28 protein-coding genes and 1 pseudogene are annotated in these 26855 nt (G+C 74.7%); 11 read left to right on the forward strand and 18 right to left on the reverse strand.

The window, feature by feature from the left end:
* Positions 1-79: 79 nt before the first annotated feature.
* From H1A17_RS04605 to H1A17_RS04630, 6 genes are all read right to left on the reverse strand, one after another.
* Positions 80-448: a VOC family protein gene (locus H1A17_RS04605; protein WP_194821144.1), complete on the reverse strand. Its 369-nt coding sequence runs from the start codon at positions 446-448 to the stop codon at positions 80-82.
* Positions 449-484: 36 nt separating this feature from the next.
* Positions 485-1492 carry a methionine synthase gene (locus H1A17_RS04610; protein WP_145918258.1) on the reverse strand — a complete coding sequence of 336 codons (1008 nt, stop codon included), beginning with the start codon at positions 1490-1492 and terminating at the stop codon, positions 485-487.
* A gap of 45 nt (positions 1493-1537) precedes the next feature.
* Positions 1538-2611, reverse strand: coding sequence for a tRNA 2-thiouridine(34) synthase MnmA (mnmA, locus tag H1A17_RS04615; RefSeq protein ID WP_145918257.1), 1074 nt, complete (start codon positions 2609-2611; stop codon positions 1538-1540).
* 377 nt (positions 2612-2988) lie between these two features.
* On the reverse strand, positions 2989-4164 hold the full coding sequence (locus H1A17_RS04620) for a cysteine desulfurase family protein (protein ID WP_145918256.1): 1176 nt from the start codon (positions 4162-4164) through the stop codon (positions 2989-2991).
* A 104-nt stretch (positions 4165-4268) separates the two neighbouring features.
* Entirely contained in the window at positions 4269-4937 is a 669-nt protein-coding gene (locus H1A17_RS04625) for a class F sortase (protein WP_145918255.1), read from the reverse strand.
* Complete coding sequence (locus H1A17_RS04630; protein ID WP_145918254.1) at positions 4934-5764, reverse strand: DUF4397 domain-containing protein; 831 nt, start codon at positions 5762-5764, stop codon at positions 4934-4936. The genes H1A17_RS04625 and H1A17_RS04630 overlap by 4 nt, the downstream gene beginning before the upstream one ends.
* A 250-nt stretch (positions 5765-6014) precedes the next feature.
* Between H1A17_RS04630 and H1A17_RS04635 the strand changes: the two genes are divergently transcribed.
* Both H1A17_RS04635 and H1A17_RS04640 read left to right on the forward strand, forming a co-directional pair.
* Positions 6015-6617, forward strand: coding sequence for an RNA polymerase sigma factor (locus H1A17_RS04635; RefSeq protein ID WP_145918253.1), 603 nt, complete (start codon positions 6015-6017; stop codon positions 6615-6617).
* Positions 6571-7458: an anti-sigma factor gene (locus H1A17_RS04640; RefSeq protein ID WP_145918252.1), complete on the forward strand. Its 888-nt coding sequence runs from the start codon at positions 6571-6573 to the stop codon at positions 7456-7458. The genes H1A17_RS04635 and H1A17_RS04640 overlap by 47 nt, the downstream gene beginning before the upstream one ends.
* Before the next feature lie 154 nt (positions 7459-7612).
* Here the strand turns inward: H1A17_RS04640 and H1A17_RS04645 are convergent, their stop codons facing one another.
* The 4 genes from H1A17_RS04645 to H1A17_RS04660 form a co-directional block, all read right to left on the reverse strand.
* Complete coding sequence (locus tag H1A17_RS04645) at positions 7613-8572, reverse strand: electron transfer flavoprotein subunit alpha/FixB family protein (RefSeq protein ID WP_145918251.1); 960 nt, start codon at positions 8570-8572, stop codon at positions 7613-7615.
* Between the two features lie 11 nt (positions 8573-8583).
* The gene (locus H1A17_RS04650) at positions 8584-9363 is read right to left on the reverse strand and encodes an electron transfer flavoprotein subunit beta/FixA family protein (RefSeq protein WP_145918250.1); all 780 of its coding nucleotides are present in this window, start codon (positions 9361-9363) and stop codon (positions 8584-8586) included.
* A gap of 224 nt (positions 9364-9587) precedes the next feature.
* Positions 9588-10010, reverse strand: a complete 423-nt coding sequence (locus H1A17_RS04655) for a hypothetical protein (RefSeq protein WP_194821146.1) — start codon at positions 10008-10010, stop codon at positions 9588-9590.
* Entirely contained in the window at positions 10007-10804 is a 798-nt protein-coding gene (locus H1A17_RS04660; RefSeq protein ID WP_145918248.1) for a GNAT family N-acetyltransferase, read from the reverse strand. Before H1A17_RS04660 ends, H1A17_RS04655 begins: the two co-directional genes overlap by 4 nt.
* 11 nt (positions 10805-10815) lie before the next feature.
* Between H1A17_RS04660 and H1A17_RS04665 the strand changes: the two genes are divergently transcribed.
* From H1A17_RS04665 to H1A17_RS04675, 3 genes and pseudogenes are all read left to right on the forward strand, one after another.
* A complete protein-coding gene (locus H1A17_RS04665) occupies positions 10816-11238 on the forward strand; it encodes a DUF202 domain-containing protein (RefSeq protein WP_194821147.1) in 423 nt (140 codons plus the stop codon).
* Positions 11235-11555, forward strand: a complete 321-nt coding sequence (locus H1A17_RS04670) for a DUF202 domain-containing protein (protein WP_145918246.1) — start codon at positions 11235-11237, stop codon at positions 11553-11555. Before H1A17_RS04665 ends, H1A17_RS04670 begins: the two co-directional genes overlap by 4 nt.
* A 27-nt stretch (positions 11556-11582) precedes the next feature.
* Positions 11583-11945 (forward strand): annotated as a pseudogene (locus tag H1A17_RS04675) (PLD nuclease N-terminal domain-containing protein); the annotation flags it as partial.
* Between the two features lie 137 nt (positions 11946-12082).
* Here H1A17_RS04675 and H1A17_RS04680 read toward each other — a convergent pair.
* The 4 genes from H1A17_RS04680 to H1A17_RS04695 form a co-directional block, all read right to left on the reverse strand.
* Positions 12083-12901 carry an ABC transporter permease gene (locus H1A17_RS04680; protein WP_088641718.1) on the reverse strand — a complete coding sequence of 273 codons (819 nt, stop codon included), beginning with the start codon at positions 12899-12901 and terminating at the stop codon, positions 12083-12085.
* Complete coding sequence (locus H1A17_RS04685) at positions 12898-13863, reverse strand: ATP-binding cassette domain-containing protein (protein ID WP_145918244.1); 966 nt, start codon at positions 13861-13863, stop codon at positions 12898-12900. The genes H1A17_RS04680 and H1A17_RS04685 overlap by 4 nt, the downstream gene beginning before the upstream one ends.
* A 141-nt stretch (positions 13864-14004) precedes the next feature.
* Entirely contained in the window at positions 14005-15627 is a 1623-nt protein-coding gene (locus H1A17_RS04690) for an acetolactate synthase (protein ID WP_145918243.1), read from the reverse strand.
* 151 nt (positions 15628-15778) lie between these two features.
* A complete protein-coding gene (locus tag H1A17_RS04695; RefSeq protein ID WP_145918242.1) occupies positions 15779-16552 on the reverse strand; it encodes an enoyl-CoA hydratase-related protein in 774 nt (257 codons plus the stop codon).
* 100 nt (positions 16553-16652) lie between these two features.
* Here H1A17_RS04695 and H1A17_RS04700 point away from each other — a divergent pair, with 100 nt between their 5' ends.
* Positions 16653-17168 carry a DUF6232 family protein gene (locus H1A17_RS04700; protein WP_194821148.1) on the forward strand — a complete coding sequence of 172 codons (516 nt, stop codon included), beginning with the start codon at positions 16653-16655 and terminating at the stop codon, positions 17166-17168.
* A gap of 162 nt (positions 17169-17330) precedes the next feature.
* A complete protein-coding gene (locus H1A17_RS04705) occupies positions 17331-17813 on the forward strand; it encodes a DUF6232 family protein (protein WP_194821158.1) in 483 nt (160 codons plus the stop codon).
* A gap of 39 nt (positions 17814-17852) precedes the next feature.
* On the opposite strand, the gene H1A17_RS04710 is transcribed toward H1A17_RS04705, so the two are convergent.
* A complete protein-coding gene (locus H1A17_RS04710; RefSeq protein WP_194821149.1) occupies positions 17853-19385 on the reverse strand; it encodes a dienelactone hydrolase family protein in 1533 nt (510 codons plus the stop codon).
* 195 nt (positions 19386-19580) lie between these two features.
* On the opposite strand from H1A17_RS04710, the gene H1A17_RS04715 reads away from it, so the two are divergent.
* Positions 19581-20309 carry a hypothetical protein gene (locus H1A17_RS04715; RefSeq protein ID WP_194821150.1) on the forward strand — a complete coding sequence of 243 codons (729 nt, stop codon included), beginning with the start codon at positions 19581-19583 and terminating at the stop codon, positions 20307-20309.
* 8 nt (positions 20310-20317) lie between these two features.
* On the opposite strand, the gene H1A17_RS04720 is transcribed toward H1A17_RS04715, so the two are convergent.
* A complete protein-coding gene (locus tag H1A17_RS04720) occupies positions 20318-21223 on the reverse strand; it encodes a ribokinase (RefSeq protein WP_145918238.1) in 906 nt (301 codons plus the stop codon).
* A 199-nt stretch (positions 21224-21422) separates the two neighbouring features.
* Positions 21423-22310: an ABC transporter ATP-binding protein gene (locus H1A17_RS04725; RefSeq protein ID WP_194821159.1), complete on the reverse strand. Its 888-nt coding sequence runs from the start codon at positions 22308-22310 to the stop codon at positions 21423-21425.
* Between the two features lie 75 nt (positions 22311-22385).
* Between H1A17_RS04725 and H1A17_RS04730 the strand changes: the two genes are divergently transcribed.
* Together H1A17_RS04730 and H1A17_RS04735 are read left to right on the forward strand one after the other, a co-directional pair.
* A complete protein-coding gene (locus H1A17_RS04730; RefSeq protein ID WP_228542916.1) occupies positions 22386-23387 on the forward strand; it encodes an ABC transporter ATP-binding protein in 1002 nt (333 codons plus the stop codon).
* On the forward strand, positions 23384-24397 hold the full coding sequence (locus tag H1A17_RS04735) for an ABC transporter permease (protein WP_145918236.1): 1014 nt from the start codon (positions 23384-23386) through the stop codon (positions 24395-24397). Before H1A17_RS04730 ends, H1A17_RS04735 begins: the two co-directional genes overlap by 4 nt.
* 99 nt (positions 24398-24496) lie before the next feature.
* Here H1A17_RS04735 and H1A17_RS04740 read toward each other — a convergent pair whose 3' ends face one another.
* On the reverse strand, positions 24497-25672 hold the full coding sequence (locus H1A17_RS04740; protein WP_145918235.1) for an ROK family transcriptional regulator: 1176 nt from the start codon (positions 25670-25672) through the stop codon (positions 24497-24499).
* Between the two features lie 203 nt (positions 25673-25875).
* Between H1A17_RS04740 and H1A17_RS04745 the strand changes: the two genes are divergently transcribed.
* The coding region (locus tag H1A17_RS04745; protein WP_194821151.1) for a glycoside hydrolase family 3 protein at positions 25876-26855 on the forward strand (980 nt) is incomplete at its 3' end.

Below are 26855 nucleotides of genomic sequence, written 5' to 3' on the forward strand. Positions count from 1 at the left end.
CCACCCCGGCACGCCGGGCGGGCCAGGCCGGGCCGACCGGTGGCCCGACCCGCCCGGCGTGGGGGCATCCTCTGGAGGGTCAGTCCCAGCAGAGGCAGAACGGGTGGCCCACCGGGTCGGCGTAGACCCGGAAGCCGTCCCCATCGCCGGGCAGCCGCCGGGCCCCCAGGGCGAGCGCCGCCTTCTCGGCCACCTCGATGTCGTCGACCGTGACGTCGAGGTGGAACTGCTGCGGACGCGCCGGATCGGGCCAGGCCGGGGAGACCAGGTCGGGTGCCTGCTGGAAGGCGAGCCGGGGCTGCTGCCCGATCGGGCCGCCGAGCACCACCCACTCGTTGCCGTCGGAGTCCTCCTCGACCAGGGGCAGGCCGAGCAGTCCGGCGTAGAAGCCGGCCAGCGCCCGGGGGTCGGGGCAGTCGATGGCCACGGTACGCAGTTGTCCAATCATGGCCGTCATCCTGCCCACCGGGTACGACAGGAAACCTCACCCCTCGTGCAGCCGCCGCCCGGCGTCCCGGCAGGCGGTGAGGACCGCGCGGGCGTACCCGGGGGTGGCCCCGGCCAGGCCACAGGCGGGGGTGACCACCACCTGTCCGGCGAGTTGGCGGCGCGGGAAGCCGAGGCGGTCCCAGAGTCCGCGTACCCGGTCGGCGAGCTGTGCCGAGGTCGGCGCGACGCCGGCCGACGGCGGCAGGGTCGGGGCCACCCCGGCCAACAGGCCGAGGCCGGCGTCGATCGCCTCGCCCAGCGGGTCCAGGTCGGTGAGCAGGGCGAGGTCCAGCGCCACCCCGACCGCCCCGGCGGTACGGATCAGCTCCAGCGGCACGTCCGGCGCGCAGCAGTGCACCACCGTCGGCACCCCGACCGCCGTGATCACCTCACCGAGCAGGGTACGGGCGACGGCCGTGTCGACCGGCCGGTAGGTGCCCAGGCCGCTCTCGGTACGGACCCGGCCGGCGAGCGCCGCCGGCAGCGACGGCTCGTCGAGTTGGAGCAGCACCGACGCCCGGGGCAGCCGGCGGGCCACCGCCTCGACGTGCAGCCGCAGCCCCTCGGCCAGGGACGCGGTCAGCTCCCGCACCGCGCCCGGGTCACGCAGCAGCGCGCCGCCGACCGGCAGCTCCACCGCCGTGGCCAGGGTGAACGGCCCGGCCGCCTGCACCTTCACCGGCCCGGCGTACGCCTCGGCCTGCTCGGCGAGCTGGTCGAGGTCGCGTTCCATCAGGTCCTGGGCGCGGCGCAGGTCCCGACCGGGGCGGGGGGCGATCCGCCAGCGCGCGGCGTACAGCTCGACCGGCAGTTCCACGAGCAGCCCGCCGGTACGCCCGACCAGGTCGGCACCCGGCCCCCGGGCAGGCAGCTCCGGCAGGTGGGGCAGGGCGGGCAGTTCGCCCAGGACGATCCGTTGCGCCTCGGCGATGTCGGTGCCGGGCAGCGAACCGATGCCGGTCGCCGCGCCAGCCGGCCAGGGCCACACCTGCTGTTGGGTCACGGCCGAAGGGTAACCGGCCCCGGTCGGCGCGCCCGGCCGGTGGGGTCAGCCGGTGATGGTGGCGGAGCCGAGCACCACGTCACCGGCCGGGTCCGGCCGGTACGCCACCACGGCCTGCCCGGCGGCCACCCCGCGTACGGGCCGGCGCAGCTCGGCGGTGAGGCTGTCGCCGTCCACCCGCACGGTGGCCGGTACGACGTCGCCGTGCGCCCGCAACTGCACCTCGCACCCGATCGGCGCGGTCGGCAGGTCGCCCCCGGTCCAGACCGGACGGGTGGCGCGGACCAGGGAGACCTCCAGCGCCTCGGCGGGACCGACGGTGACCGTGTTGGTCTTCGGGGTGATGGAGAGCACGTACCGGGGTCGCCCGTCCGGGGCCGGCCGGTCCAGGTGCAGGCCACGCCGCTGGCCCACGGTGTAGGCGTACGCGCCGGTGTGGCTGCCGACGACCGCGCCGGTCAGCGCGTCGACCACCGCGCCGGGCGTCTCGCCGAGCCGCCCGGCGAGGAACCCCCGGGTGTCGCCGTCGGCGATGAAGCAGATGTCGTGCGAGTCGGGCTTCTCGGCCACCGCCAGGTCACGCCGGGCCGCCTCGGCCCGGACCTCGGCCTTGGTGGCGTCGCCGAGCGGGAACACCGCCCGGTCGAGCTGCGCGCGGGTGAGCACCGCGAGCACGTACGACTGGTCCTTGGCGAGGTCGACGCTGCGGCGCAGCAGCCCGTCGGGGCCGAGCCGGGCGTGGTGGCCGGTGACCACGGCGTCGAATCCGAGGGCCACAGCCCGGTCCAGCACCGCCGCGAACTTGATCTTCTCGTTGCAGCGCAGGCACGGATTCGGGGTACGCCCGGCCGCGTACTCGGCGACGAAGTCGTCCACCACGTCGGCGTGGAACCGCTCGGCCATGTCCCACACGTAGAAGGGGATACCGATGACGTCGGCGGCCCGGCGCGCGTCCCGGGAATCCTCGAGCGTGCAGCACCCCCGTGCCCCGGTGCGGAAGGTCTGCGGATTACGGGACAGCGCCAGGTGCACCCCGGTCACGTCGTGCCCGGCGTCCACCGCCCGCGCCGCCGCGACGGCGGAGTCCACCCCGCCCGACATCGCCGCCAGAACCTTCACCAGCCCACGCTCCCTTCCCCACCGAGCCTACCCACCCGGCCCGCACCACCCCTCCTCCCGCCCGCCCCGCCCCACCCCCTGCTCGCCCCACCCGCCCCCGCCCCTGCCCCGGCCCCTGCCCCCGGCCCCGGTGATCAAGAGGTTTACGTCATCCCAGCGCCCATTCCTGACCTGAACCTCTTGATCACCGAGCTCCACTCCACCACCGCCCAGCAGCCAGGGGCGGGCCGGCAGGGGCGGGTGATCAAGAGGTTTGCGTCAGGATCCGGCTGGCGGGTGACGCAAACCTCTTGATCACCGGAGCGGGGGGGCGGGAGCGAGGGCGGGGGCCGGGCGGGGCGGAGGGGCAAGAAGGGCGTGGGAGGGGAGAGGGAGGGTCAGCGGGGGGTGCGGAGGGCGGCGGCCCGGCGGGCGCGGTCGACGGCGGCGGGGAGGGCCGCGATGAGGGCGTCGACGTCGGCGGAGGTGCTGGTGTGGCCGAGGGTGAAACGCAGCGAGGACCGGGCCCGGTCGTGGTCGGCACCCATCGCCAGCAGCACGTGACTGGGCTGGGCCACCCCCGCCGAGCAGGCCGAGCCGGTGGAGCAGGCGATGCCCTGCGCGTCGAGCAGGAGCAGCAGGGCGTCCCCCTCGCAGCCCGGGAAGGAGAAGTGCGCGTTGCCGGGCAGCCGGTCGTCGGGGTCGCCGTTGAACACCACCTCGGGCACCGCCTCCCGGACCCGCCGCACCAGGTCGTCGCGGAGCGCCGCCACCCGGGCGGCGTACTCCTGCTGGCCCTTGACCGCCGTCTCGACGGCGACCGCGAAGGCGACGATGCCGGCGGTGTCCAGGGTGCCGGAGCGGACGTCGCGTTCCTGCCCGCCGCCGTGCAGCAGCGGGGTGGCGGCGACGTCCCGGGCGAGCAGCAGCGCGCCCACCCCGGTCGGGCCGCCGAGCTTGTGCCCGGTCACGGTGAGCGCGGAGACCCCGCTGGCCGCGAAGTCGACGGGCACCTGGCCGACCGCCTGCACCGCGTCGGTGTGGAACGGCACCCCGTGTTCGGCGGCGACGGCGGCCAGCTCGGCCACCGGCTGCACGGTGCCGACCTCGTTGTTGGCCCACATCGCGGTCACCACGGCGACCCGGTCGGCGTGCGCGGCGAGTTCGGCGCGCAGCAGCGCCGGGTCGAGCTTGCCGGCGGCGTCGGTCGGCAGCCAGGCGACCTCGGCGCCCTCGTGGTCGGCGAGCCAGTCGACCGCGTCGAGGACGGCGTGGTGCTCGACCGCGCTGGAGATCACCCGGACCCGGTCGGGCCGGGTGGCCCGCCGGGCCCAGAAGACGCCCTTGACGGCGAGGTTGTCGCTCTCGGTGCCGCCGCCGGTGAAGATGACCTCGGACGGGCGGGCGCCCAGCACGGCGGCCACCCGCTCGCGGGACTCCTCCACCCGACGCCGGGCACGCCGGCCCGTCGCGTGCAGCGACGACGCGTTGCCGACCTCGCGGGCGGTGGCGACGTACGCCGCCAACGCCTCGTCGAGCATCGGGGTGGTCGCCGCGTGATCCAGGTATGCCATCACCGTTCAGCGTAACGGCCAGCGCACGGCCTGTTGGATGCCGGACCACCCGTACCGAAGCGTGGATGGAACCGGGCCGGGACCGGATCGGCCCCGGCCCGGTCTCAGGCCGGTACGGCGGTGACGACGATGTTGTCCCGGTAGTGCCGGGTCTTCGGGTCGAACGGCCCGCCGCAGGTGATCAGGGTCAGCCGCGGTTTGCCGTCCCGGGCGAAGTACCGGTCCAGCGGGATCTTCGTCTTGGCGTACTCCTCGCGGGCGACGACCCGGTAGGCGCGCTGCTTCCCGTCCGCGCCGGTGGCGGTGACGGTGTCCCCCCGGTCGAGTTCGCGGAGCCGGAAGAACGCCCCCTTGCCCTGCTCCGAGCTGTCGACGTGGCCGGCGATCACCACCGAGCCGGCGTCGGTCTCCAGCCCGGGGCCGTACCGGTACCAGCCGATCTGGTCCACGCTCGGCGGGACGTCGAACTCGTCGGTGCGGCTGTTGATGCCCACCGGGTTGACCGTGGCGGTGACGTCGATCGCCGGGATGCGCAGCCGCACCGGCGGCACGGTCCGTTCGGCGGTCGGCAGGTCACCGGCGGTCACCGGCACCGACGGGCCGCCACCGGTCCCGGCCGTCGGGCTCGGCGGGCTGCTGCTGGCCAGCGCCGCCGCCTCGTCCGCGCCGACGTCCTCGGCCGGCTGCGAACCGCAGGCCACGACGGTGGCGACGGTGAGCGCGGCGACGCCGGCGGCCATCGCCGCCAGCGCCCCGCGGTGTCGCACCGTCACCGGCGACCGGTCCGGGTGGCGGCCACCCGCGCCCCGCCGCCGACCAGCAGCAGTACGCCGGCACCGGCCAGCACGTACCACCAGGTGTCGACGCCGGTGCCGGCCTGCCCGCCGGTGCCGCTGGGCACGCCGCCCGGGGCGGAGTGCAGACCGGTGACGGTCTGGGCGACCAGGTCGAGGTTCTTGGCCTCGGCCGAGCCGATCGCGTAGACGATGGTGGCGGTGCCCTCCTTGAGGTTCAGGTCCGCCGGGCCGATCGCCACGGTGTCGGTGCCGGCCAGCACCACGTCGGCCTTGACCGTGCCCGCGTCGACGTCGGCCTTGGCCTCCTTGGGGTTGGTCAGCCCCTCGAAGACCGGCTTGCCGCCGGCCCGGACGTCGACCGCCGGGGCGGCGGCGGTGTGCCGGACGATCAGCCGGGCCTTGCCGGCGGCCAGCTTGGCGGTGTCGTTGACGAACGGGGTGATCTGCGGCTTGCCGTCCGCGCCGAGGTGCGCGGCGAGGCTGATGTTGGCGCCGCCGGGCACCTCGGCGTCGTCGACCTTGAGGATCGCGCTGCCGACCGGCTCGCCCGGCTTGGTGAGGGCGATGTCGTACTCGCCCTCGGGCAGGGTCAGCGGGCCGGCGACGTCACCGGGCTTGAAGTTGTCGAGGGTCTTCTTGCCGTTGACGTAGACGTCGACCGGGGTGTCCGGGATGCCGTGCACGACGGAGACCTTGGACGAGGCGGCGTACGCCGGGCTCGTGGTCGCGGCGCCGACGCCGGCGAAGGCCAGAGCGGCCACCGCGCCGCCTGCGGCGACCCGACGGAAGATAGCGAGCTGCATGTCTGCCTCCTGGTGATTGGTGCTGGTTCGTCAGGTCTGGCTTGCAGAACGGGTTACGCCACCCGTCGCACCGCCGGATGCAGCCCGGCACCACTTTCTTTTTCTTCGCCGGGGGTGCATCCGGGGCCGGCTCCGACGACGAATAGCTGGTGAGACGAGTGGAGGCGGACCGGACCAGGAGAGTGGGGCGGAGGCTGTGGGCGTTACAGTCGGGCATGCCCCAGGGAAGGCGACCCGCCCGGTGACAGCGGTGGGAACAGCAGGACACGAACCCGAACCACCCCCCGACGAGTTGGCCGCGCGCTTCCGGGCGGGCGACGAGACCGCGCTGCGGGAGGCGTACGACCGGTTCGGCCGGGCCGTGCTCCACCTGGCCACCAGCACGTTGGCCAACCGCAGCGACGCGGAGGACGTGACCCAGGCGACGTTCGTCGCCGCCTGGCTGGGGCGGGAGACCTTCGACCCGGCCAAGGGCTCGCTGATCGGGTGGCTGCTCGGGATCGGCCGGCGCAAGGTGATCGACCGGCTGCGCGCCTCGGCCCGGGAGGCCCGGGTGGTGGAGACGGTGCGGCAGCTACCCGAACCGGTCGGCACCGGCGGGGACCCGGACACGGTGGTCGACCGGCTGGTGGTCGCCGACGAGCTGGCCCGGCTCCCCGACGACCAACGACGGATGTTGGAGCTGGCCTTCTACGACGACCTGACACACCAACAGATCGCGACGGTGACCGGGGTGCCGCTGGGCACGGTCAAGAGCCACATCAGGCGGGGCATGGCGAGCTTGAAACGCAGATGGGAGGTGGACGGTGCAGCACCTGGACCACGACCGGCTGGTCTTTCTGGCGCTCGGTGAGAGCGAGGCGGACCACGGCGAGACCGACCACCTCGGCGGCTGCGTGGCCTGCCGGGGCGAGCTGGAGGCCCTGCGGCACGTCGCCGGGCTGGGCGCGGGCACCCAGGGCCTGCACACCCTGCCCGACCCGCCGGCCCACCTCTGGGCGGGCATCCTGGCCGAACTCGACGCCGTCGCGCAGGTGCCGTCGCTGGCCGAGGCGCACCGGCAGGATCTCGGGCCGGACCCGACGCCGGCCCGTCCGGCGGCCGGGGACGACATCGGCCCGGCCAATCGGCACCGGTCCGCCGTGACCGGTGACCGGCAGCCGTCGCCGGTGAGCGGTGACCGGCCGGAGTCCCGGCGGCGGTCGTCGTCCCCCGGCGGCGGGCGCGCCGCCCGACCGGCGGGCCGGGCCCGGCGTTGGCCGCGCTGGGCGACCACTGTCGTCTCGGCGACCGCCGCCGCAGCGATCGCGGTGCTCGGCACCGTCTTCGTCCTCGGCGACCGGGGGGCCACGCCCCGGCAGGACGTGCTGGCCAGCGCGCCGCTGGCCGCGTACGGCAGCACGCCGAAGGACGCCCGGGGCGACGCCCGGGTCTTCGCCGACGGACGACTGCACCTGCACGTCGCGAATCTCCCGGACGTTACGGGGTACTACGAGGTCTGGCTGATCAATCCGACGACCATGGAGATGTTCTCGGTGGGTGTGCTGCGGGGTAGCTCCGGCGACGCCCTGCTGCCCCTGCCCCCGAATGTGGATCTTCAGGCATATTCGGTGGTCGACGTCTCCGCCGAGCAGTACGACAACCAGCCCGCCCACTCCGGCGACAGCCTGCTGAGGGGCACCCTGACGGGCTGATCGGCGGGCCGGCTCAGCTCCCCGGCCCGCCGATCAGCTCCCATCGGCGTACTGCGCGCGGACCCGCCCGACCGGGCGGGGACGACCGGGCGCGGGGACGACGGAGCCGCCGCCCGGCGGACCGGACGGCGGCTCGGTGCGGACCCACGACGGGTCACTTGCGCTTGCGGATCTCCTCGGCGGCCTGCGGTACGACCTTGAACAGGTCACCCACCACGCCGTAGTCGGCCAGCTCGAAGATCGGGGCCTCGCCGTCCTTGTTCACGGCGACGATCGTCTTCGAGGTCTGCATGCCGGCCCGGTGCTGGATCGCGCCGGAGATGCCCAGCGCGACGTAGAGCTGCGGGGAGACCGTCTTGCCGGTCTGCCCGACCTGGAACTGGTGCGGGTAGTAGCCGGAGTCGACCGCCGCCCGGGACGCCCCGACGGCACCGCCGAGCAGGTCGGCCAGTTCCTCGACCAGCTTGAAGTTGTCGGCGTTGCCGACGCCGCGACCGCCGGAGACGACGATGCCGGCCTCGGTCAGCTCCGGGCGGGAGCCCTTCTGCTCGGCGACCCGCTCGACGACCTTCGCCAGCCTGTCGGTGTCGGTGACCGACACGGTGAGCTGTTCGACGGTCGGGGTGGCCGCCGCCGGGGCCGGGGTGACCGAGTTCGGCCGTACGGTGACCAGCGGCAGCCCCTTGGTGACCTTGGACTTGACGATGGTGGAGCCGGCGAAGGCGACCTGGGTGGCGGTGCCGTCGGCGTCGAGACCGACCACGTCGGTCAGGATGCCGTTGTCCAGCTTGACGGCCAGCCGGGCGGCGATCTCCTTGCCCTCCTGGGCCGAGGCCAGCAGGACGGCGGCCGGCTGCACCCGGTTGACCAGTTCGGCCAGCACGGTCGCCTTGGGGGCCACCAGGTAGCCGTCGATCTCCTCGCTCTCGGCGGCGTAGATCTTCTCCGCGCCGTACTCGCCGAGCTTGGCGCGCAGCGCCTCGGCGGCACCGGGGCCGCCGAGCACCACCGCGCTCGGGGTGCCCAGTTCGCGGGCGAGGGTGAGCATTTCCAGGGTGACCTTCTTGACGCCGAATTCCCTGGTGGCTTCGACGACGACGAGAACCTCAGCCATGTTCAGACCCCTCACACGAACTTCTCGGTGGCGAGGAACTCGACCAGCTTGACGCCGCCCTCGCCCTCATCGGTGATCTTGGCGCCGCCGGAGCGCGGGGGACGCCTGGTGTGCTCGACGACGGCGCTGGTGGCGCCCTCGAAGCCGACCTCGGTGGGCGCGACGCCCAGGTCGGCCAGGGACAGCGTCTTCACCGGCTTCTTCTTGGCGGCCATGATGCCCTTGAAGGAGGGGTAGCGCGGCTCGTTGATGGTGTCCCAGACGGAGACCACGGCCGGCGTCGCGGCGGTGACCACCTCGTAGCCCTCCTCGGTCTGCCGCTCCACGGTCAGCGTGCCGCCGTCGACGGTGAGCTTGCGCGCGCCGGTCAGCGCGGCGACCCCCAACCGCTCGGCGAGCATGTGCGGCATGACCTGGACCCGGCCGTCGGTCGACTCGGCCCCGCAGAGCACCAGGTCGGCGTTGAGCTGCCCGAGGGCGGCGGCGAGCACCTTCGAGGTGGCCACGGCGCAGGACCCGTGCAGGGCGTCGTCGAGGACGTGCACGGCGGCGTCCGGGCCCATGGAGAGCGCCTTGCGGATCGACTCGGTGGCCCGGTCCGGTCCCATGGTCAGGACGGTGACCTCGCCGCCGTGCGCCTCCTTGATCTTCAGCGCCTCCTCGATGGCGTACTCGTCCATCTCGTTGATCACGTTGTTCGCCGAACCGCGGTCGACGGTGTTGTCGTCAGCACGCAGGTTGCGGTCCGCGCCCGAATCAGGCACCTGCTTGACGAGTACGACGATGTTCATCGCGATTCGACAACCCTCCTGTTGGTGGTGTGCGATCTGCTCGCCCGGTTAAGGGCGGAGCTTTGCGCGTCGTTGACACCCGGTCAACCGCAGGCTGCTGTGCAGTTGCCCACGAACGCAATGTTACCTGCCAGTAGGTTACCCCTCCCGGCCACCCACGGTGACACACCTCACCGCGCTGCGGCCGGGCCCCCGACCGACGCCCGGCCGGCGTCAGGCCGGCATCAGGCCGGGCCGGCGGGGTCGGCCAGGGCGGTCCTGATCCGGGCGATCGCGTCCTCCTCGGCCGGCGTCACCCCCCGGTGCGCGCGGGCCACCTCCGCCGCGGCGGTCAACACCAGCTCGCGGTACGCCGACACGTCGGCCGGGGACTTCTCCCGCAGGATGTCCACCGCCCGTGAAAGCGCCGGCAGCACCACCGACTCGACGTCCAGGGCCGAGTCCCGGGGCAGCCGGGGCAGCCCACCGGCGCTGAGCGCCTCCTTCACCAGCCCGCTGGCCCCGGCGAACGCCCCGGACGCGGCGAAGCTCTCCCGGATCATCGCGAACACCCCCGGGTCGGCGTTCGACACCAGGAAGACCGCGCCGAACGCGCCCGTCTTGAGAACCTGCTGCTCGTCGTCCGTCAGCCGCTGCTCCATGATCACGGAGTGTAGACGTACGGGGTGGTCGTGGTGACCGGGACGAAGCCGAGTCGCTCCAGGATGGGTCGGCTGTCCTCCGAGGCGTCCACCTGCAACAACGTCTTGCCCCGCTGGTCGGCCAGGCGGGCCCGGTAGACCACCAGCGCCCGGTAGACGCCCCGGCGTCGCCACTGCGCCAGCGTCGAGCCGCCCCACAGGCTGGCGAAGCCGGTGCCGTTGAGGTAGCGAACCCAGCCGGCGCTGACCACCGTCTCCCCCGCCTCGGCCACCACCACGGTGATCGACTGCGGGTCCGCCTCGATCTCCCGCAGCAGGCCGGTGACCAGGTGGGAACGGTCGCTGCGCCAGACCTCCTCCTCCATCGCGGCGATCCGCTCCAGGTCGTCGCGACCGGTGACCTCACGCAGGCGTACCCCGTCGGGTGGCACCGGAACGGCGGCGGCCAGGGGCGCGACCGGCCCGATCAGGACGGTCTCCCGGTCCTCCGGGACGAAGCCGGCGGCGCGCAGCCGGTCCGGCAGGTCGGCGGGCTCGTCGTGGGAGTTGTGTTTCCACTCCACCGACTCGCCGCGCTGCCGGAACAGCTCGACCTGGCGGGCGATCAACGCGTCCAGCTCCGGCCCGGCCAGCCCGTCCAGGGTGCGGTAGGTGAGGAAACCGCCGTGGTCCAGACCCAGGATGCGCACCAGCGGGCCGTCGTGTTCGACGGTCACACCGGCCGGGACCGGGTCGGGGATCTCCGGCCGGAGCTGCCGGTCGTAGGTGTCGCGCAGGGTGGTGGCATCAAGATCGGTCATCGGTCCAGGCTATGCCGGCGGCAAAGCGGATAATCGGCGTCGTGTGGCAGGCGATCAGACGGTGGTTCGACCCGTCGGACCTCAACTCCGTGGGCAGCACCCCCGACTACCGTTTCTCCCTGGCCAACGAACGGACCTTCCTGGCCTGGCTGCGCACCGGGCTGGCGCTGATCGCCGGTGGGCTGGCCGCCGCCCAGTTCCTGCCGCCGCTGCCGCTGCGGCACCTGCGGGAGGTGATCGCGGTGGCGCTGCTGCTGCTCGGCGGCACCGTCGCCGTCCGGGCGGTGGACCACTGGTCCCGCACCGAACAGGCCATCCGGCTCGGCGAACGACTGCCGGCGTCCCGGTTCCCGGCCGTGCTCGCCCTGATCGTGGCGGTGGGGGCGCTGCTGCTGGTGGTGGCCGTGCTGGCCCGTGGGGTGAGCGGCAGGTGACCGGGGCGCCGTCGGACGGGACCGGCGATCCCGGCCTGCAACCCGAGCGCACCCGGCTGGCCTGGCGGCGCACCGGGTTGGCGTACACGGTGGTGGCGGTGCTGGCGGTCCGGCTGGCGCTCACCGGTGACGTCGCCGGGGCGCTGCTCGCCGGGGCCACCGTGCTGGCCTGGTGGGCGACGCTGGTGGTGGGCTGGGGGCGGGCCACCGGCCGCCGGCAGTCCCGCCTCGACGCGCGGGCCGTCCCGCTGGTGGCCCTCGGCACCGCCGGTCTGGCGCTGCTGTGCGTGTCGCTCGTGCTGCGCGGGGTGTGGTGACGCGCACGGCTGCGCCATGATGGGTGCATGGCCCGGCTCTATGTGCTGTTGTTCCTGCTCCAGGTGGTGCTCGCCGCCTGCGCGCTGATCAGTTGCCTCTCCGCCGAGGACGGGACGGTCCGCGGGCTGCCCCGGTTCGCCTGGGTGGTGGTCATCCTGTTCTTCCCGCTGGTCGGCTCGATCGCCTGGTTCCTCGCCGGCCGCCCGGTCGCCGAGGGTGACCGCCGCCTGGGTTGGCCGCCGGCCAGCCGGCGGCCCGTCGCGCCCGACGACGATCCCGAGTTCCTCAAGTCGATCGACGAACGCGTCCGCCGCGACGACAACGCCCTCTTCCAGCGGTGGGAGGAGGACCTGCGCGGCCGGGAGGACGACCTGCGCCGCCGCGACGGGGGCCCGTCCCCCGACGGCACCGCGCCCCCGGCCGGCCCGGCGTCCGCCGACCGCACGCCGCCCCGGGAGGACGCCGCTCCCCGGGAGGGTGAGCGGCCCCGCGACGGCGAGCGGCCCGAACTCTGACGGCGGCGGGATCACACCCGCCGGCGCAGGCCCCGCACCGCGAGCGGGGCGAAGACGGCGGCGATGGCCGCCGCCCACAGCAGCGACTGGAGCACCGGCGCGGCCACCGGCCCGCCGACCAGCAGCCCCCGCAGCGCGTTCGCCAGGATCGTCACCGGGTTCACCTCGACCCAGTGCTGGAGCCACGACGGCATGGTCTCGGTCGGCACGAAGGCGTTGCTGGTGAAGCTCAGCGGGAAGATCACCGTGAAGCCGAAGATCTGCACCTTGTCCGGCTCGCTGACCAGCACCCCGACCAGCACCGACATCCAGGCGGCGGCGAGCGAGAAGACCAGCAGCAGGGCGAACGCGCCGAGCAGGCCGAACACGCCGTTGCCGAGCCGGAAGCCGAGGATCATCCCGACGCCGAGCAGCAGGGTCAACGACCACGCCTGCTTGACCGTGTCGGCGACGATCCGGCCGGCGAGCGGGGACCAGCGGGCCACCGGCAGCGACCGCAGCCGGTCGAACACCCCCTTGGTCAGATCCTGGTTGAGACCGAAGCCGGTGGTCATCGTGGCGAAGAAGGCGTTCTGCACGATGATGCCCGGCAACGCGAAGGTCAGGTACTCCCCCGGGCTGCCGGAGATCGCCCCACCGAAGACGTACGTGAAGAGCAGCACGAACATCACCGGTTGGATGCTCAGGTCGAGCAGCTCCATCGGGTTGTGCTTGATCTGCACCAGGCTGCGCCAGGCCAGCGTGCCGGTGTGCCGCAGGCCGGCGGTCGGGCCGAGCCGGCGGGCCGGCGTGGCCGGGGCCGACGGTGCGGCGACGGTGGCGGCGGTCATGCCGGGCTCCCTTCCAAGGCTGCGGTCTCGTCCTCGGCCCGGTGGCCGGTGAGGGAGAGGAACACCTCGTCGAGGCTGGACCCGCGCAGGGCCAGCTCGGCGACGGACACCTCGGCGTCGTCGAGCCGGCGGACCACGGCGGGCAGCGCGCCCGGGCCGTTGACCGGCGCGCTGACCGTGGTCTGGGTGACCTCCGGGTCGACCCCGGTCACCTCGCCGACGACGGCGAGCACGGTGGGCAGGTCGGCTGCCTCGACCGGCCGGACGGTCAGCACCTGGCCGCCGGTCTTGGCCTTCAGCTCCTCCGGGGTGCCCTGGGCGATGACCCGCCCGTGGTCGACCACGGCGATCTCGTCGGCCAACTGGTCGGCCTCCTCCAGGTACTGCGTGGTCAGCAGCACGGTCACCCCCTCGGCCACCAGACCCCGGACGATGTCCCACAGGTCGTTGCGGCTGCGCGGGTCGAGGCCGGTGGTCGGCTCGTCGAGGAAGAGCACCTGTGGCCGACCGACGAGGCTGGCCGCCAGGTCGAGCCGGCGGCGCATGCCCCCCGAGTAGGTCTTGGCGGCCCGGCCGGCGGCGTCGGTGAGCTGGAACCCGGCCAGCAGCTCGGCCGCCCGGTCCCGGGCGCCCCGCCGGGACAGGCCCAGCAGCCGGCCGATGAGCAGCAGGTTCTCGGTGCCGGTCAGGTTCTCGTCGACCGAGGCGTACTGGCCGGTGAGGCCGATCAGCTGGCGGACCCGGTGGGCGTCACGGCGGACGTCGTACCCGCCGACGGTGGCGTGCCCCTCGTCGGCGGTGAGCAGGGTGGCGAGCACCCGTACCGCAGTGGTCTTGCCGGCGCCGTTGGGGCCGAGCAACCCGAAGACCGTGCCGGCCGGGACCGCCAGGTCGACCCCGGCCAGGGCGGTGGTGTCGCCGAACCGGCGCACCAGCCCTTCGGCGCGGATGGCGTATGTCATCAGAACTCCCGTCGTTATCGCTGGATCGTCCAACGATGGGCGAGGGGTCTGACGTTACGTGCGTCGCCGCTGACATTCCGCCGATTTATCCGCACGGCAGAACACGACCGCCGCCGGGTCCGGCGGCGGTCGTGGGCCGCGTCAGGCCAGGTTGGACGAGCGCGGGTACGCGTCGGCCGGGTCGGTGAGCACGTTGACCAGGTACGGCACCCCGGCGTCGAACGCCCGCCCCAGGGCCGGACCGAGGTCGGCCGCCTTCGCCACCGTCTCCCCGGCACCGCCGAGCGCCTCCACCACCTTGTCGTAGCGCAGTTCGGGCTGGAGGTCGGCGGCGACGTCGTAGCCGTACATGGCCCGCATCGGGTGCTTCTCCAGCCCCCAGATGCCGTTGTTGCCGACCACGATCACCACCGGCAGCCGCTGCCGGACCAGCGACTCCACGTCCATCAGCGAGAAGCCGGCCGCACCGTCGCCCATCAGCACGCAGATCTGCCGGTCGGGGTGGCTGACCCGGGCCCCCATCGCGTAGCCCGTCCCGGTGCCCAGGCAGCCGTACGGGCCGGGGTCGAGCCAGGTGCCGGGCTGCGACGGCTCCAGGTAGCGCCCGGCGTACGAGACGAAGTCGCCGCCGTCGCCGATGGTGATCGCGTCCGGGGCGAGGGCCCGGCGCAGCTCGCCGTAGACCCGGGCGGGGCGGATCGGGTCGGTGTCGGCGGCCATCTCGGCGGCGTCGCGGGCGCGCGCCGCGTCCTCGGCGGTGCGCAGCCGCTCGATCCAGTCGGCGTGGTCGGCCCGGTCACCGGGGTGGTCGGCGAACGCGGACAGGATCAGCCGCAGGTCACCGGCGGGGCTGGCGGCCGGCTGGACGTGCCCGGCCCGCTGGGTGGGGGCGTCGACGACGTGCACCACCGCCGCGTCGCCGAAGTCGCCGAAGCCGAGCCGGAAATCCAGCGGGGTGCCGACGACGACCACCACGTCGGCGTCGCCGAGCGCGACCCGGCGGGCCTTGGCGAAGGCGAGCGGGTGCTGCGGCGGGAGCGCCCCGCGTCCCATGCCGTTGGTGAAGACCGGCACCTGCAAGGCCTCGGCGGCCTCGCGGAGGGCGGCGACGGCGTCCCCGGCGTACACGTCGGAACCGGCGATGATCACCGGGCGGGCGGCGGCGGCGATCAACCGGGCCGCCTTCGTCACCTCGTCCGGGTCGGGTTCGATCGGTGCGACGGGCGTCGGGGCGGGCAGGTCGGCGTCGCCGACGGAGAAGATCGCCTCCAGCGGGAAGTCGAGGAAGACCGGGCCCCGGTGCGGGGTGAGCGCGGTGGTCAGCGCGGCGGAGACCGCGCGGGGGATGTCGTCGGCGGTGAACACCGTCTCGGCGTGCTTGGTGACCGGAGCCACCAGCGGCAGGTGGTCCATCTCCTGGAGGCTGCCCGAGCCCCAGCGGAACTGCGGGGCCCGCCCGCCCATCACCAGCACCGGTGAGGCGTTGAAGTGGGCGCTGGTCAGGCCGGAGATGCCGTTGGTGACGCCGGGGCCGGCGGTGAGCACGGCGAGGCCGGGGCGACGCTGGAGCTTGGCGACCGCCTCGGCGGCGAAGACGGCGGACTGTTCGTGCCGGACGTCGTAGAGCGGGAAGCCGGTGGTGTGGGCGGCGTCGTAGAGCGGGAAGACGTGCCCGCCGGAGAGGGTGAACATCTCCCGTACGCCGTGCGCCCGCAGTGCCGCCAGCGCCAGCGCTCCGCCGTGGCCCTCGACCCGTTCCGTCATCGCCGCTCCCCTCGTCCATGACCGGAGTCACACGCTACTGGCCGGTATCCGAGATGTGAACAGTTCTCGGCATGGTCCGGCGGCGCGGGACCACCGCCGCGACGGTGGTCCGACCCGGGGCCGACGGATCGCGGCCCCGGGGCGGGACGGGTCAGCGGCCGGTGAAGTCGGGCTTGCGCTTCTCGACGAAGGCGGCCATCCCCTCGCGCCGGTCGTCGGTGGCGAAGAGCCCGGCGAAGAGCTGACTCTCCCAGGCCAACCCGGAGCCGAGGTCCATGTCCAGCCCGGCGTCGACCGCCAGCTTCGCCGCCCGCAGCGCCTGCACCGGCCCGGTCAGGTACGGGCGCACCAGCGCCACGGCGGTGTCGTAGACCTCGGCCGCCGGGGCGACCCGGTCGGCCAGCCCGATCCGCAGCGCCTCCGCCGCGTCCACCATCCGGCCGGACATGATCAGATCCTTGGCGCGGGCCGGACCGACCAGCCGGGCCAGCCGCTGGGTGCCGCCCGCACCGGGGATGACGCCGAGCTTGATCTCCGGCTGGCCGAGCTTGGCGTCCTCGGCCACCACCCGCCAGTCGCAGGCCAGCGCCAGCTCGCAGCCGCCGCCGAGGGCGTACCCGGTGATCGCGGCGACCACCGGCTTGGGAATCCGGGCGAGCGCGCCGACGGCGCTGGACAGGTCGGCGGCCCGCTCCGCCATGTCCACGTAGGACATGTCGGCCATCTCCTTGATGTCCGCGCCGGCCGCGAAGACCTTCTCCCCGCCGTACACGATGACGGCGCGGACGCCCGGGTCGGCGGACGCGGCCGTGGCGGCGGCCCGCAGCTCCTCCTGGACCTGCTTGTTGAGCGCGTTCATCGGCGGCCGCTCCAGCCGGATGGTGCCGATGCCGTCCCTGGTCGTAAGCCGCACGAACTCGCTCACGCTGCCCTCACTTCCTCGTCGAAGTCGCGTGCCAACCTTACGACCCGGGTCGTTGGGGTACGTAGTCTGGTGTTCGCCCCCCGCGCTCGGGAGTCCAGCGATGATCACGTACTACGACGACAGGTCGGTGCAGGTCACCTCCGCCGCCATCCGGGTCGACGGCCGGTCCTTCCCGCTGGCCGAGATCGGCCTGGTCTGGCACCGCCGGGGCAGCCGCTCCTGGCGGGTGCTGGCCGGGCGGGGCGCGATCGGCGCCGCCCTGGCCGGCCCGCTGGTGGCCGCGGCGGTCGGCATCGCGGTGGCGGTCCGGCTGCACCGCTCCCCCACCGTCACGCTCGCCATCGTGGGGGCGTCGGTGCTGGTCGGGCTGGCCGTCGGGCCGGTCGCCGACTTCCTCTTCAACCACCTGGACCGCTCCTACGACCGGGGCAGCCGGCAACGTGAGCTGTGGGTCCGCTGGCAGGGCCGACCGGTGCTGCTGCTGCGCACCGGGGACGCGCTGCGTTTCGGCCGGATCTACCGGGCGGTGCAGCGGGCGATGGAGAACCCCGTCCCGCCCCGCCGGCCCGGCGGGTCACCGGTGCGGGCGACGGGGCCGACCGCGACCGGCCCGTAGGGGCCGAGGGCGGGCAGCAGGCGGTGACCGCCCCGGGCGGGTCCGCAGCCTGAGTCGGGGCACAGGACGGGACCGTGGCGTCGACCGCCGCCCGGCGCGCCGGGGACACGATCCGTCGGCCACACAGCGGCACCGGTCGCCTGCGAACGGTTAGGGTTAATGATGACCCTCTATTACCGGGACGACACGGTGCAGGTGACCTCCGAGTCGATCCGGGCCGGTGGGCAGGTCGTACGGATCGCCGACGTCGCGTACGTCTGGCACGCACGCGGGGCCACCACGATGGCCGTCCGGTCCCGCATCCTCGGGCGCGGGGTGCTGGTGCTGCTGCTCTCGCTGCCCCCGTTGATCGCGCTGATCTGTGTGGTCTCGCTGGTCTGGTCGGCGCAGGACCGGGGCGAGTGGAAACCGGCCCTGCTCGTGCTGGCCGCCTGCGGCGTCGGGGTGCTCGCCCTGCTGCCCTTCCTGGAGCTGCCGCTCGGCTGGCTGGACCGGTCCTACGAACGCGGCAACAAGGTCAACGAGCTGTGGGTGCAGCACCTGGGGCAGGAGGTGATGCTGCTGCGTACCCCCGACGCGCTGCGGTTCGGGCAGATCTACCGTGCCGTCCAACGTGCCGTCGAACAGCAGGGGGAACCCCGGTGACCGCGGTCAGTCCCGGTGGCCCACCCCGGCGGCTGCGGGTCAGCTCAGCGGCAGCGCGGTGGCCACCGGCCAGGCCACCAGGACCGCGCCCACCACTGCCGGTGCCCACCGGGGCGCACCGGCCCGCCGCAGCACCGCCGCCCAGGCGGCCTGCCAGCCGAGCAGCACCACGAACAGCGGCACCACCAGCAGCACGAAACCGGGGGCCAACCCCACCACGGCCGCCCCGCCCAGCGCCGGTACGGCGAGCGCGCCGACCGCCGCGTACCGCCAGCTCCGCCCCTGCGTGACCAGCTCCGCGCCGGCCAGGAACACCAGGCAGCCGACCGCCACCACCGGCAGCAGCCACCACCGGGCGCCCACCGGCAGCGCCCAGGTGAGGCCGAGGTGGATCGGCACGGCGACGGCGGCCACGGCGTACCCGGTCAGCAGCAGGGCCGCGACCACCGGCCGCAGCGGCGTACGCCCGCCGGCCGGGACGGCCCCACCGGTCGCAGCCGGCGCGGCGGGACCGGTGCCGAACAGGCGGAGCGGCACGTGCCGGGCGGCGGCCAACAGGACGCCGGTGACCAGCAGGAAGCCGGTGAGGTAGCCGCCGACCGCGAGCGGCAGCCGGGTGGTCGGCAGCACCGGGGCGATCAGCACCCCCAGGCCGGTGGCGGCCGTCGCCACCGCCAGCACGACGGGTGCCGGCGCGACGGGTAGCCCGCGCCGGGGGCGCGGCGGACGGTGGCCGGTCAGCAGGGCCGCCAGCGGCACGAAGCCGAGCCCGAAACCGAGCAGCAGCAACCCCGCCGGGACCAGTCGGGCGGCCGGACGCGGTGCCGCCCCGTCGACGCCGCCGACCCAGGCGGCGACCTCGCGGTGGGTACGGCCGGCGAAGAGCACCGAGATGTGCTCGACCCCGGGGACGACCACCACCCGTCGCCCGACGCCCCGCCGGGCGGTCGCCTCGGCGGTGTCCCGGAAGGCGGGGAACTCCAGGCCGCCGACGATCAGCAGCAGCCGCTCCGGCCGGGCGTCGGGCAGGTCACCGCCGTCGGGCAGGGAGATTGCGACGGTGCCGGCGAGGTCGGGGTGGCCGGCGGCGTACCGGGTCACCGCCCCCGCGCCCATCGAGTGTCCGACCAGGACGATCCGCGTCGGGTCGACGTCGGGCCGGCCCCGCAGGTGGGCGACGGCGACCGCCAGGTCGTGTGCCAGGGCGACGCGGGAGGCGGTGTCGTCGCTGCCCGCCCCGGGCAACCCGGCCGGGTTGCCGCCGTGCCCGGCGAAGTCGAGCAGCAGCGCGACCGCGCCCCGCCGGGCGACCGTGTCGGCGAGCGGACGCATCAACCGGGCCGAACCGGCGAAGCCGTGCGCGATCACCACCCCCGGTCGAGGACCCGCGCCCGCCCCGTCGGCCCGTACCTCGGTCAGCGGCACCCCGTCGACGGTGACCTGCCGGGTGGTCAGGCCGGCGTCCGCCCGGAACAGCCCGTAGCCACCGAGGAGCAGGGCGAGCACGGCGAGGACCGTCAGCGCCGCGCGGCCCCGACCGGCCGGCGTCACGCCGGGGGGACGGAGCGACATGCCGGCACCCTACCGCCCGTCCGGGCACGGACCGGTACCCGTTTCCCCGCCGTCCCGGGGCCGGGCCCGCGCCCCGGCCAGGTCCGCCGACCGTGCTCCCCCCGGGCCCGCGACCCGACAGCCGGCCGGGTCGGGCCCACGTCCGCCGACCGTGCCGGCGGGCGGCACTGGCCGACCCGACGCACACTGGGTGACATGGCCATCCCCCTGCCCCGACCGGCCGCCGTCGTCGGTCTCACCCGCTCCGCCCTCGACCAGGCGTTCGGTTCGGCCGCCTCGTTCGCCGCCGTGCCGGCCCGTGCCTTCGCCGTGCTCGACGGGGTGGAGGCGCTGCTGACCCGGATCAACGGGGTGGTGGACCGGATCGAGGGCACCCTGGACCGCACGGACCGGGTGCTCACCGACGCCGAGGAGGCGGTGCGGGAGGTGGCGGTGATCAGCGCGGCGGCGACCACGGCCATCACCCGGGCCACCGACGTCGCCGACGCGGCGGCCGGGGTGGTGGCCGGGGCCGGGCAGGTGTCCCGGGCGGCCGGCGTGGTGGTCGCCGAGGCCGGGGCGGTCGCCGACCGGGCCGCCGGCACGGTGGCCACCGCCGAGGGCGCCGCCGCCGTCGCGGCCGAACTGCTGACCGCGTACGAGCCGGCGTTGCGGCGGGGTGCGCCGATGGCGAACCGGTTCGTGGCCGAGCTGAGCCACGAGGAGCTGGCCGCGGCGATCCGGCTCGTCGACGAGCTGCCGAAGCTCAAGGAGCACCTGACCTCGGACGTGCTGCCGATCCTGGCCACCCTCGACCGGGTCGGCCCGGACCTGCACGACCTGCTCGACGTGACCCGTGACCTCAAGCTCGCCGTCGCCGGCATCCCCGGCCTGGGCATGCTGCGCCGCCGGGGCGAACGGCTCAGCGACGACCCGACCGACTGAGCCGCCGGTCAGGTCCCGGTGGCCGGGGTGTAGAGGGCGTCGATCTCGGCACGCTCGGGCAGCGCCACCGACGCGCCGAGCCGCCGGACACACGCCGCACCGGCCGCCGCCGCCCAGCGCACCGCGTCGACCACCGTCCGGCCCTCGCCCCAGGCCACGGCCAGGGCGCCGGTGAACGCGTCCCCGGCGGCGGTCGTGTCGACCACGTCCACCGCGACGGCGGGCACGTGCACGGCCGGGGCGTCCCGCTCGACGTACCACGCGCCCCCGCCGCCGAGGGTGAGCACCGCCCGGGGCACCAGCGCCAGCAGCGCCCCCGGATCGTCCCGCCCCCGGCCGGTCAGCAGTTGCGCCTCGGTCTCGTTGACCACCAGCAGGTCCACCGCCGCCAGCAGTTCGGCGGGCACCTGCCGGGCCGGCGCGGCGTTGAGGATCACCCGGGTGCCGGCGGCACGGGCGGCCACCGCCGCCTCGGTCACCGTCTCGACCGGGATCTCCAACTGGGCGACCAGCACGTCCGCCCCGCGTACGGCATCCAGCTCGGCGGCGGTGAGGGCGGTGAAGGCGGCGTTCGCGCCGGGGGTGACCAGGATGGCGTTCTCCCCGGCCGCGTTGACCATCACCAGCGCCACCCCGGACGCCCCGTAGACCACCCGCAGGTGGGTGGCGTCCACCTGGGCGGCGGTGATCCTGGCCCGCAGGGTGACACCGAACGCGTCGGAGCCGAGCGCGCCGAGGAAGGTGCAGGCGGCACCGGCCCGGACGGCGGCGATCGCCTGGTTGGCACCCTTACCGCCGGGCACCATCACGAAGTGGCTGCCGAGCACGGTCTCCCCCGGCCGGGGCAGTGTCGGGCCGGCTCCGACCACGTCCATGTTCGCGCTGCCCACCACGACGATCCGGCTCTGCCGCACCACGACCTCCCGCCGACCGGACGCTCCGCGGCGAGTCTAGGGCCTCGCCCGCCCGCCCCGGGTCCCGTGCCCCGCCGCGCCGGACGGGCGTGCGACGCGGTCCGTCAGGCGGGCACGGGGAGCCGGTCTACCCGGCCGCCGACACGGATCGACCGGCCGGATACGGTTCGCGGCGCGGGCCGTCAGGCGGCGCGGGCGGTCAGGCGGCGCGGGCGGTCCAGCGGTCGCCGCGGCGTTCGACCACCAGCGGCAGGCCGAAGGTCTTGCTGAGGTTGTCGCCGGTCAGCGTGTCGGCCAGCAGCCCCTGGGCGACCACCGCGCCGTCGCGCAGCAGCAGGGCGTGGGTGAACCCGGGCGGGATCTCCTCGACGTGGTGGGTGACCAGCACCAGGGCGGGGGCGTCCGGGTCGTGGGCCAGCTCGGCGAGCCGACCGACGAGGTCCTCGCGCCCACCCAGGTCGAGCCCGGCCGCCGGCTCGTCGAGCAGCAGCAGTTCCGGGTCGGTCATCAGGGCGCGGGCGACCTGTACCCGCTTGCGCTCGCCCTCGGAGAGGGTGCCGTACGTGCGGTCCGCCAGGTGGCCGACGCCGAGCTGCCCGAGCAGGGCGCGGGCGCGGGCCTCGTCGGCCTGGTCGTAGCTCTCCCGCCAGCGGCCGACCACCGACCAGGCGGCGGTGAGCACGACGTCGCCGACCCGTTCCTCGGCGGGGATGCGCTCGGCCACGGCGGCGGTGGTGAGGCCGATCCGGGTCCGCAGCTCGGTGATGTCGGTACGGCCGATCCGCTCGCCGAGCACGTGCGCGACGCCCGTGCTCGGGTGCAGTTGACCGCAGGCGAGGTTGAGCAGGGTGGTCTTGCCGGCGCCGTTGGGGCCGAGCACCACCCAGCGTTCGTCCAGCTCGACCCGCCAGTCGACGTCGTGCAGCAGGGCGGTGCCGGACCGCCGGACGGCGACGCCGTCCAGGCTGACCACCAGATCCGCGTCCACGGTCGAGGGGGTGGCTGCGGCGGGGAACGGGTCACCAGTCACCGCTCCATCCAACCACGCAGCCCGAGGCTGCCCCCCACGGGCGGGTGGCCCGGCCATAGGGTGGGGCACCGTGTCGTTGGTCACCATCCCGGGAGGACGGCCCATGCCCGTACGAGACGAGGGGCGGTGCGGATGAGCGCGGTCATCGAGATCACCGGTCTGCGTAAGACGTTCCGCACCATCCGGCGGGGCAGGCGGGTGGCGGTGGACGGCTTCGACATGGTCGTCGAGGCGGGTCAGGTGCACGGCTTCCTCGGCCCGAACGGCTCCGGCAAGACCACCACGCTGCGCGCCCTGCTGGGGCTGGTCAACGCCGATGCCGGGGAGCTGCGGGTGCTGGGTGCGCCGGCTCCGGAGCAGTTGGGTCGGGTCACCGGGCGGGTGGGCGCGATCGTGGAGAGTCCGCAGTTCTTCGGCAACTTCACCGGGCACCGCACGCTGCGGTTGCTGGCGGTGGCCGGCGGCGTGCCGACGTCCCGGGTGGACGAGGTGCTCGACCAGGTCGGCCTGCGGGACCGGGGTGAGGACCGGGTGCGGAGCTACTCGCTGGGCATGAAGCAGCGTCTCGCCGTCGCGTCGGCGCTGTTGAAGAGCCCGGAGCTGCTGATCCTGGACGAGCCGGCGAACGGGCTGGACCCGGCCGGCATCCGGGAGATGCGGGACCTGATGCGTACGCTCGCCGGGTCCGGGGTGACCGTGCTGGTGTCGAGCCACATCCTGGCCGAGATCCAGCTGATCTGCGACCACGTCACGATCATCGCGCGGGGTCGTCGGGTGGCGGCCGGCCGGGTGGACGACGTGCTGGCCGGGCACGACCCGCACGAGTGGCGGGTCCGGGTGGCCGAGTCGGAGCGGGGCGCGGGGCTGCTGCGGGAGGTCGGGCTGACGGTCGCCGTCCACCCCGACGACGTGCTGGTGGTCGGGGGCGCGCCGGAGCCGGAGCTGATCAGCAGCACCCTCGGCGGGCAGGGCCTGTGGGTCCGCGAGCTGACCCCGGTCCGGCCGGACCTGGAGAGTGTCTTCCTCGAACTCACCGCCGGGACGACCCCGCCGGGGCAGCCGGACGGCGCGGGCGACGCCGACGAACCGCTGATCGAACTGGACCGGACCGACGGTCGGAGGGTGGACGCGTGAACCTGGTCCGTGCCGAGGTGGAGCGGTTGACCGCGCGCCGCTTCGTCCAGCTGATGGTGCTGCTGCTCGCGGTGGCCTTCGCGGTGACCACCGCGACCACGCTGATCGGGTCGCACCGGCCGACGGCGCAGGAGATGTCCGCCGCGCAGGAGCAGGCCGCGCAGGCGGTGGCCGCGATGGAGGCGGAGCACACCCGCTGCCTGCGGGTCCGGGCCGGCGAGATCCCGATCACCGAGGACGCCGGCTACGTGCCGGCCGACTGCGCCGAGCTGGACCCGGCGCGGATGGAGCGGCTGCCGGTGGCCACCGACTACCTCACCTCGGTCTTCATTTTCTCCCAGGAGGCGCGAGGGCTGCTCTACTTCCTGATCGCGTTCCTGGTGCTGTTCGGCTTCCTGGTGGGCGCGTCGTACATCGGCGCCGACCTGAACTCGGGCGGGGTGGTCAACCTGCTGCTGTGGCGTCCGGGCCGGCTGACCGTGCTCGGCACGAAGCTGGGCACCCTGGTCGGGGTGGTGGCCGCGCTCGCGGTGCTGGCGTCGGTGCTCTACCTGGGCACCTTCTGGACGATCGGGCAGACGGCTGGCGCGCCGGGCCCGCTGGACGGGCAGTTCTGGGGTGGGCTGGGGGCCATCTACGGGCGGGGTCTGGTGCTGGTGCTGCTGTCGACCGTGCTCGGCTTCGGGATGGCCACGCTGGGCCGGCACACCTCGGCGGCGTTGGGCGCGGTCGCCGCGTACGCGGTGGTCTGGGAGATGGGCGCCCGACTGGTGTTGCAGATCCTCGACGTGGCCCGGGCGGACCTGCTGATGCTCTCCAACTACCTGGGCGCCTGGTTGTCCGGCCGGCTGGAGTTCTGGGACGACCGGGGTTGCCCGCCGGGCAGCGGCGTCTGCGACGGCGGCGTCTACGCGATCACCTGGGGGCCGGCGCTGCTGGTGCTGCTGGCGTTGACCGGTGCGGTCACCGGTGCCGCGTTCGTCGCGTTCCGCCGCCGCGACCTGGTCTAGGGCGGCCCGGTCCACCGACGCCGGTCACGGCGACATCTTGCCGTGACCGGCGCAGTGGTGAAGTATTCCTTCATGGCGTCGGACGGACGGGGTGGTCGGTCAGCCGACTGTCGACCCGAACACCTCGTCCCGCACGGCGTCCAGCGCGGTCCGCAGCGCCCCCCGCAGGATCGGCTCCTCGGTCAGCCCGGTGGGCACCACCCGGGGCCGGACCAGGGTGATCGCGGCCACCTCGTGCTGCACCCGTTCGGCCAGCGCCGCCCCACCGGCCTGCCCCACCTCACCGGCGAGCACCACCAGCGGCGGGTCCAGCACCACGCAGGTGCTGGCCACCCCGAGGGCGAGCCGGCGGGCCAGCTCGTCGAGCAGCGGGCCACCGGCGGTGCCGGCGGCGATGGCGGCCCGCACCGCGCCGGCCGCGTCGGGCGCGTCGATGCCGTGCTCCCGGGCCACCGCCTGGACCGCGTCCGCCCCGGCGAGCTGCTGGAACGCCGGCTTGGCCCGGCGCGAGACGTCCCGGGGGATCGGCACCCCCGGCACCGGCAGGTAGCCGATCTCGCCGGCCGCGCCGCTGCTGCCGTGGTGCAGCCGGCCCCCCAGCATGATCGCCAGACCCACGCCGGCGTCCACCCAGACCAGGACGAAATCCGCCAGCCCCTGCGCGGCCCCGGACTGCGCCTCGGCGACGGCGGCCAGGTTGACGTCGTTCTCGAAGACGACCGGGGTGTGCAGGTCCTCGCGCAGCGCGGCGAGCAGACCCCGGTGCCAGCGGGGCAGGTTGAACGCGAACGTGATGTCCCCGGTGGCCGGGTCGACCAGACCGGGGGTGCCGAGCACCACCCGCCGTACGCTGTCCAGCTCCGCGCCGGCCCGGCTGGCCGCCTGCACCACCGCCGTGTGCACCACGCCGACCGGGTCGTCGGTGTCCCGGGTGGACTGCTCGACCCGGCTGACGACCGCGCCCGTGATGTCCGCGCAGGCCGCCACCACCCGTTCCGCGCCGACGTCCACCCCGACCACGTACGCGCTGCCCGGCCGGACGGCGTACAGCTGCGCGTTCGGCCCCCGCCCACCGGCCTGCTCACCGACCCTGGCGACCAGCCCCCGCTCCTCCAGCCGCTCGACCAGCTGCGAGGCGGTGACCTTGGACAGGCCGGTCAGCTCGCCGAGCCGGGCGCGGGTGAGCGGGCCGCGTTCGAGCAGGAGCTCCAGCGCCGCACGGTCGTTGAGCGCCCGCAACAGTCGGGGGGTTCCGGGCAGCCGGGTCGCACTCATGCCACGTCCTCTGGTTTTCGTAAACTCTGCTAACCGAATCGCGTTGATCAGGGATGTCCGTAGCGTATCGGCCGCCCTGCGGCGGGGAACTCGGACGACCCGGCCGCCCGTGCCGACACACGTGCCGTCCACCGGCACACGCCGACGGCCGGCCGGTCCGCCACCGGCGCGGATTCCGGGCGGCGGCGGGAGAGGGGGTTCAGGTGGGGGTTGATCCAGGACTGCGCCGGCTGGCGCTGGGCACGCTGCTGGCCGCGTACCCGGGGCCGGTGCCGCCGGACTGGGCGGTCGCGTTGGTCGCCGAGGGGCTGGCCGGGCACACCCTGTTCGGCGGCAACGTGCACGACCCGGGCCAGCTCGCGGCGAGCACGGCCGCGCTGCGTGCCGCCCGGCCCGACGTGCTGCTCGCCATCGACGAGGAGGGCGGCGACGTGACCCGGCTGGCGCACGCCACGGGCAGCCCGTACCCGGGCAACGCGGCGCTCGGCGCGGTCGACGACACCGCGCTCACCCGGGAGGTCTACGCGGCCATCGGCGTCGAACTGGCCGCCGTCGGTGTCACCGTCGACCTGGCCCCCACGGTCGACGTGAACACCGCCGACGAGAACCCGGTGATCGGCACCCGCGCCTTCGGGGCCGACCCGGGCCGGGTGGCCGCCCACACGGCCGCCGCCGTGGCGGGCCTCCAGTCGGTGGGGGTGGCGGCCTGCGCCAAGCACTTCCCCGGCCACGGCGCGACCGTCGCCGACTCGCACCACGAGTTGCCCACCGTGGACGCCGACGCGGCGCTGCTGCGGGCCCGCGACCTGCCGCCCTTCGCGGCGGCGGTCGACGCGGGTACGCAGGCGGTCATGACGGCGCACATCCGGGTGCCGGCACTGACCGGGGACGGGCCGGCCACCTTCAGCCGGGCCGTCCTGGTCGACCTGCTGCGCGGCGAGTACGGCTTCACCGGCGCGGTGGTCACCGACGCGTTGGAGATGAAGGGCGCGGCCGTCGCCGCCGGTGGGGTCGGGCCGGCCGCCGTACGGGCCCTGGCCGCCGGGGCGGACCTGCTCTGCCTGGGCGCGAAGGTCGACGCGGCGCTGGTCGAGCGGGTGGTGGCCGAGATCGTCGGGGCGCTCGGGGACGGCCGGCTGGACCGGGCCCGGGTGGAGCAGGCCGCCGGTCGTGCCGCCGCGCT

This window comes from Micromonospora sp. S-DT3-3-22 (assembly GCF_015354745.1).
GTDB classification, from domain to species: Bacteria; Actinomycetota; Actinomycetes; order Mycobacteriales; family Micromonosporaceae; genus Micromonospora; species Micromonospora wenchangensis.

Bases quoted from the DNA above. Each gene is read 5' to 3' on its own strand.
- H1A17_RS04605 (WP_194821144.1), bottom strand. From the start codon at position 448: ATGATTGGACAACTGCGTACCGTGGCCATCGACTGCCCCGACCCCCGG.
- H1A17_RS04620 (WP_145918256.1), bottom strand. From the start codon at position 4,164: ATGGCATACCTGGATCACGCGGCGACCACCCCGATGCTCGACGAGGCG.
- H1A17_RS04630 (WP_145918254.1), bottom strand. From the start codon at position 5,764: ATGCAGCTCGCTATCTTCCGTCGGGTCGCCGCAGGCGGCGCGGTGGCC.
- H1A17_RS04645 (WP_145918251.1), bottom strand. From the start codon at position 8,572: ATGGCTGAGGTTCTCGTCGTCGTCGAAGCCACCAGGGAATTCGGCGTC.
- H1A17_RS04650 (WP_145918250.1), bottom strand. From the start codon at position 9,363: ATGAACATCGTCGTACTCGTCAAGCAGGTGCCTGATTCGGGCGCGGAC.
- H1A17_RS04660 (WP_145918248.1), bottom strand. From the start codon at position 10,804: ATGACCGATCTTGATGCCACCACCCTGCGCGACACCTACGACCGGCAG.
- H1A17_RS04665 (WP_194821147.1), top strand. From the start codon at position 10,816: ATGCCGGCGGCAAAGCGGATAATCGGCGTCGTGTGGCAGGCGATCAGA.
- H1A17_RS04680 (WP_088641718.1), bottom strand. From the start codon at position 12,901: ATGACCGCCGCCACCGTCGCCGCACCGTCGGCCCCGGCCACGCCGGCC.
- H1A17_RS04685 (WP_145918244.1), bottom strand. From the start codon at position 13,863: ATGACATACGCCATCCGCGCCGAAGGGCTGGTGCGCCGGTTCGGCGAC.
- H1A17_RS04690 (WP_145918243.1), bottom strand. From the start codon at position 15,627: ATGACGGAACGGGTCGAGGGCCACGGCGGAGCGCTGGCGCTGGCGGCA.
- H1A17_RS04700 (WP_194821148.1), top strand. From the start codon at position 16,653: ATGATCACGTACTACGACGACAGGTCGGTGCAGGTCACCTCCGCCGCC.
- H1A17_RS04705 (WP_194821158.1), top strand. From the start codon at position 17,331: ATGACCCTCTATTACCGGGACGACACGGTGCAGGTGACCTCCGAGTCG.
- H1A17_RS04710 (WP_194821149.1), bottom strand. From the start codon at position 19,385: ATGTCGCTCCGTCCCCCCGGCGTGACGCCGGCCGGTCGGGGCCGCGCG.
- H1A17_RS04715 (WP_194821150.1), top strand. From the start codon at position 19,581: ATGGCCATCCCCCTGCCCCGACCGGCCGCCGTCGTCGGTCTCACCCGC.
- H1A17_RS04725 (WP_194821159.1), bottom strand. From the start codon at position 22,310: ATGGCCGGGCCACCCGCCCGTGGGGGGCAGCCTCGGGCTGCGTGGTTG.
- H1A17_RS04730 (WP_228542916.1), top strand. From the start codon at position 22,386: ATGAGCGCGGTCATCGAGATCACCGGTCTGCGTAAGACGTTCCGCACC.
- H1A17_RS04740 (WP_145918235.1), bottom strand. From the start codon at position 25,672: ATGAGTGCGACCCGGCTGCCCGGAACCCCCCGACTGTTGCGGGCGCTC.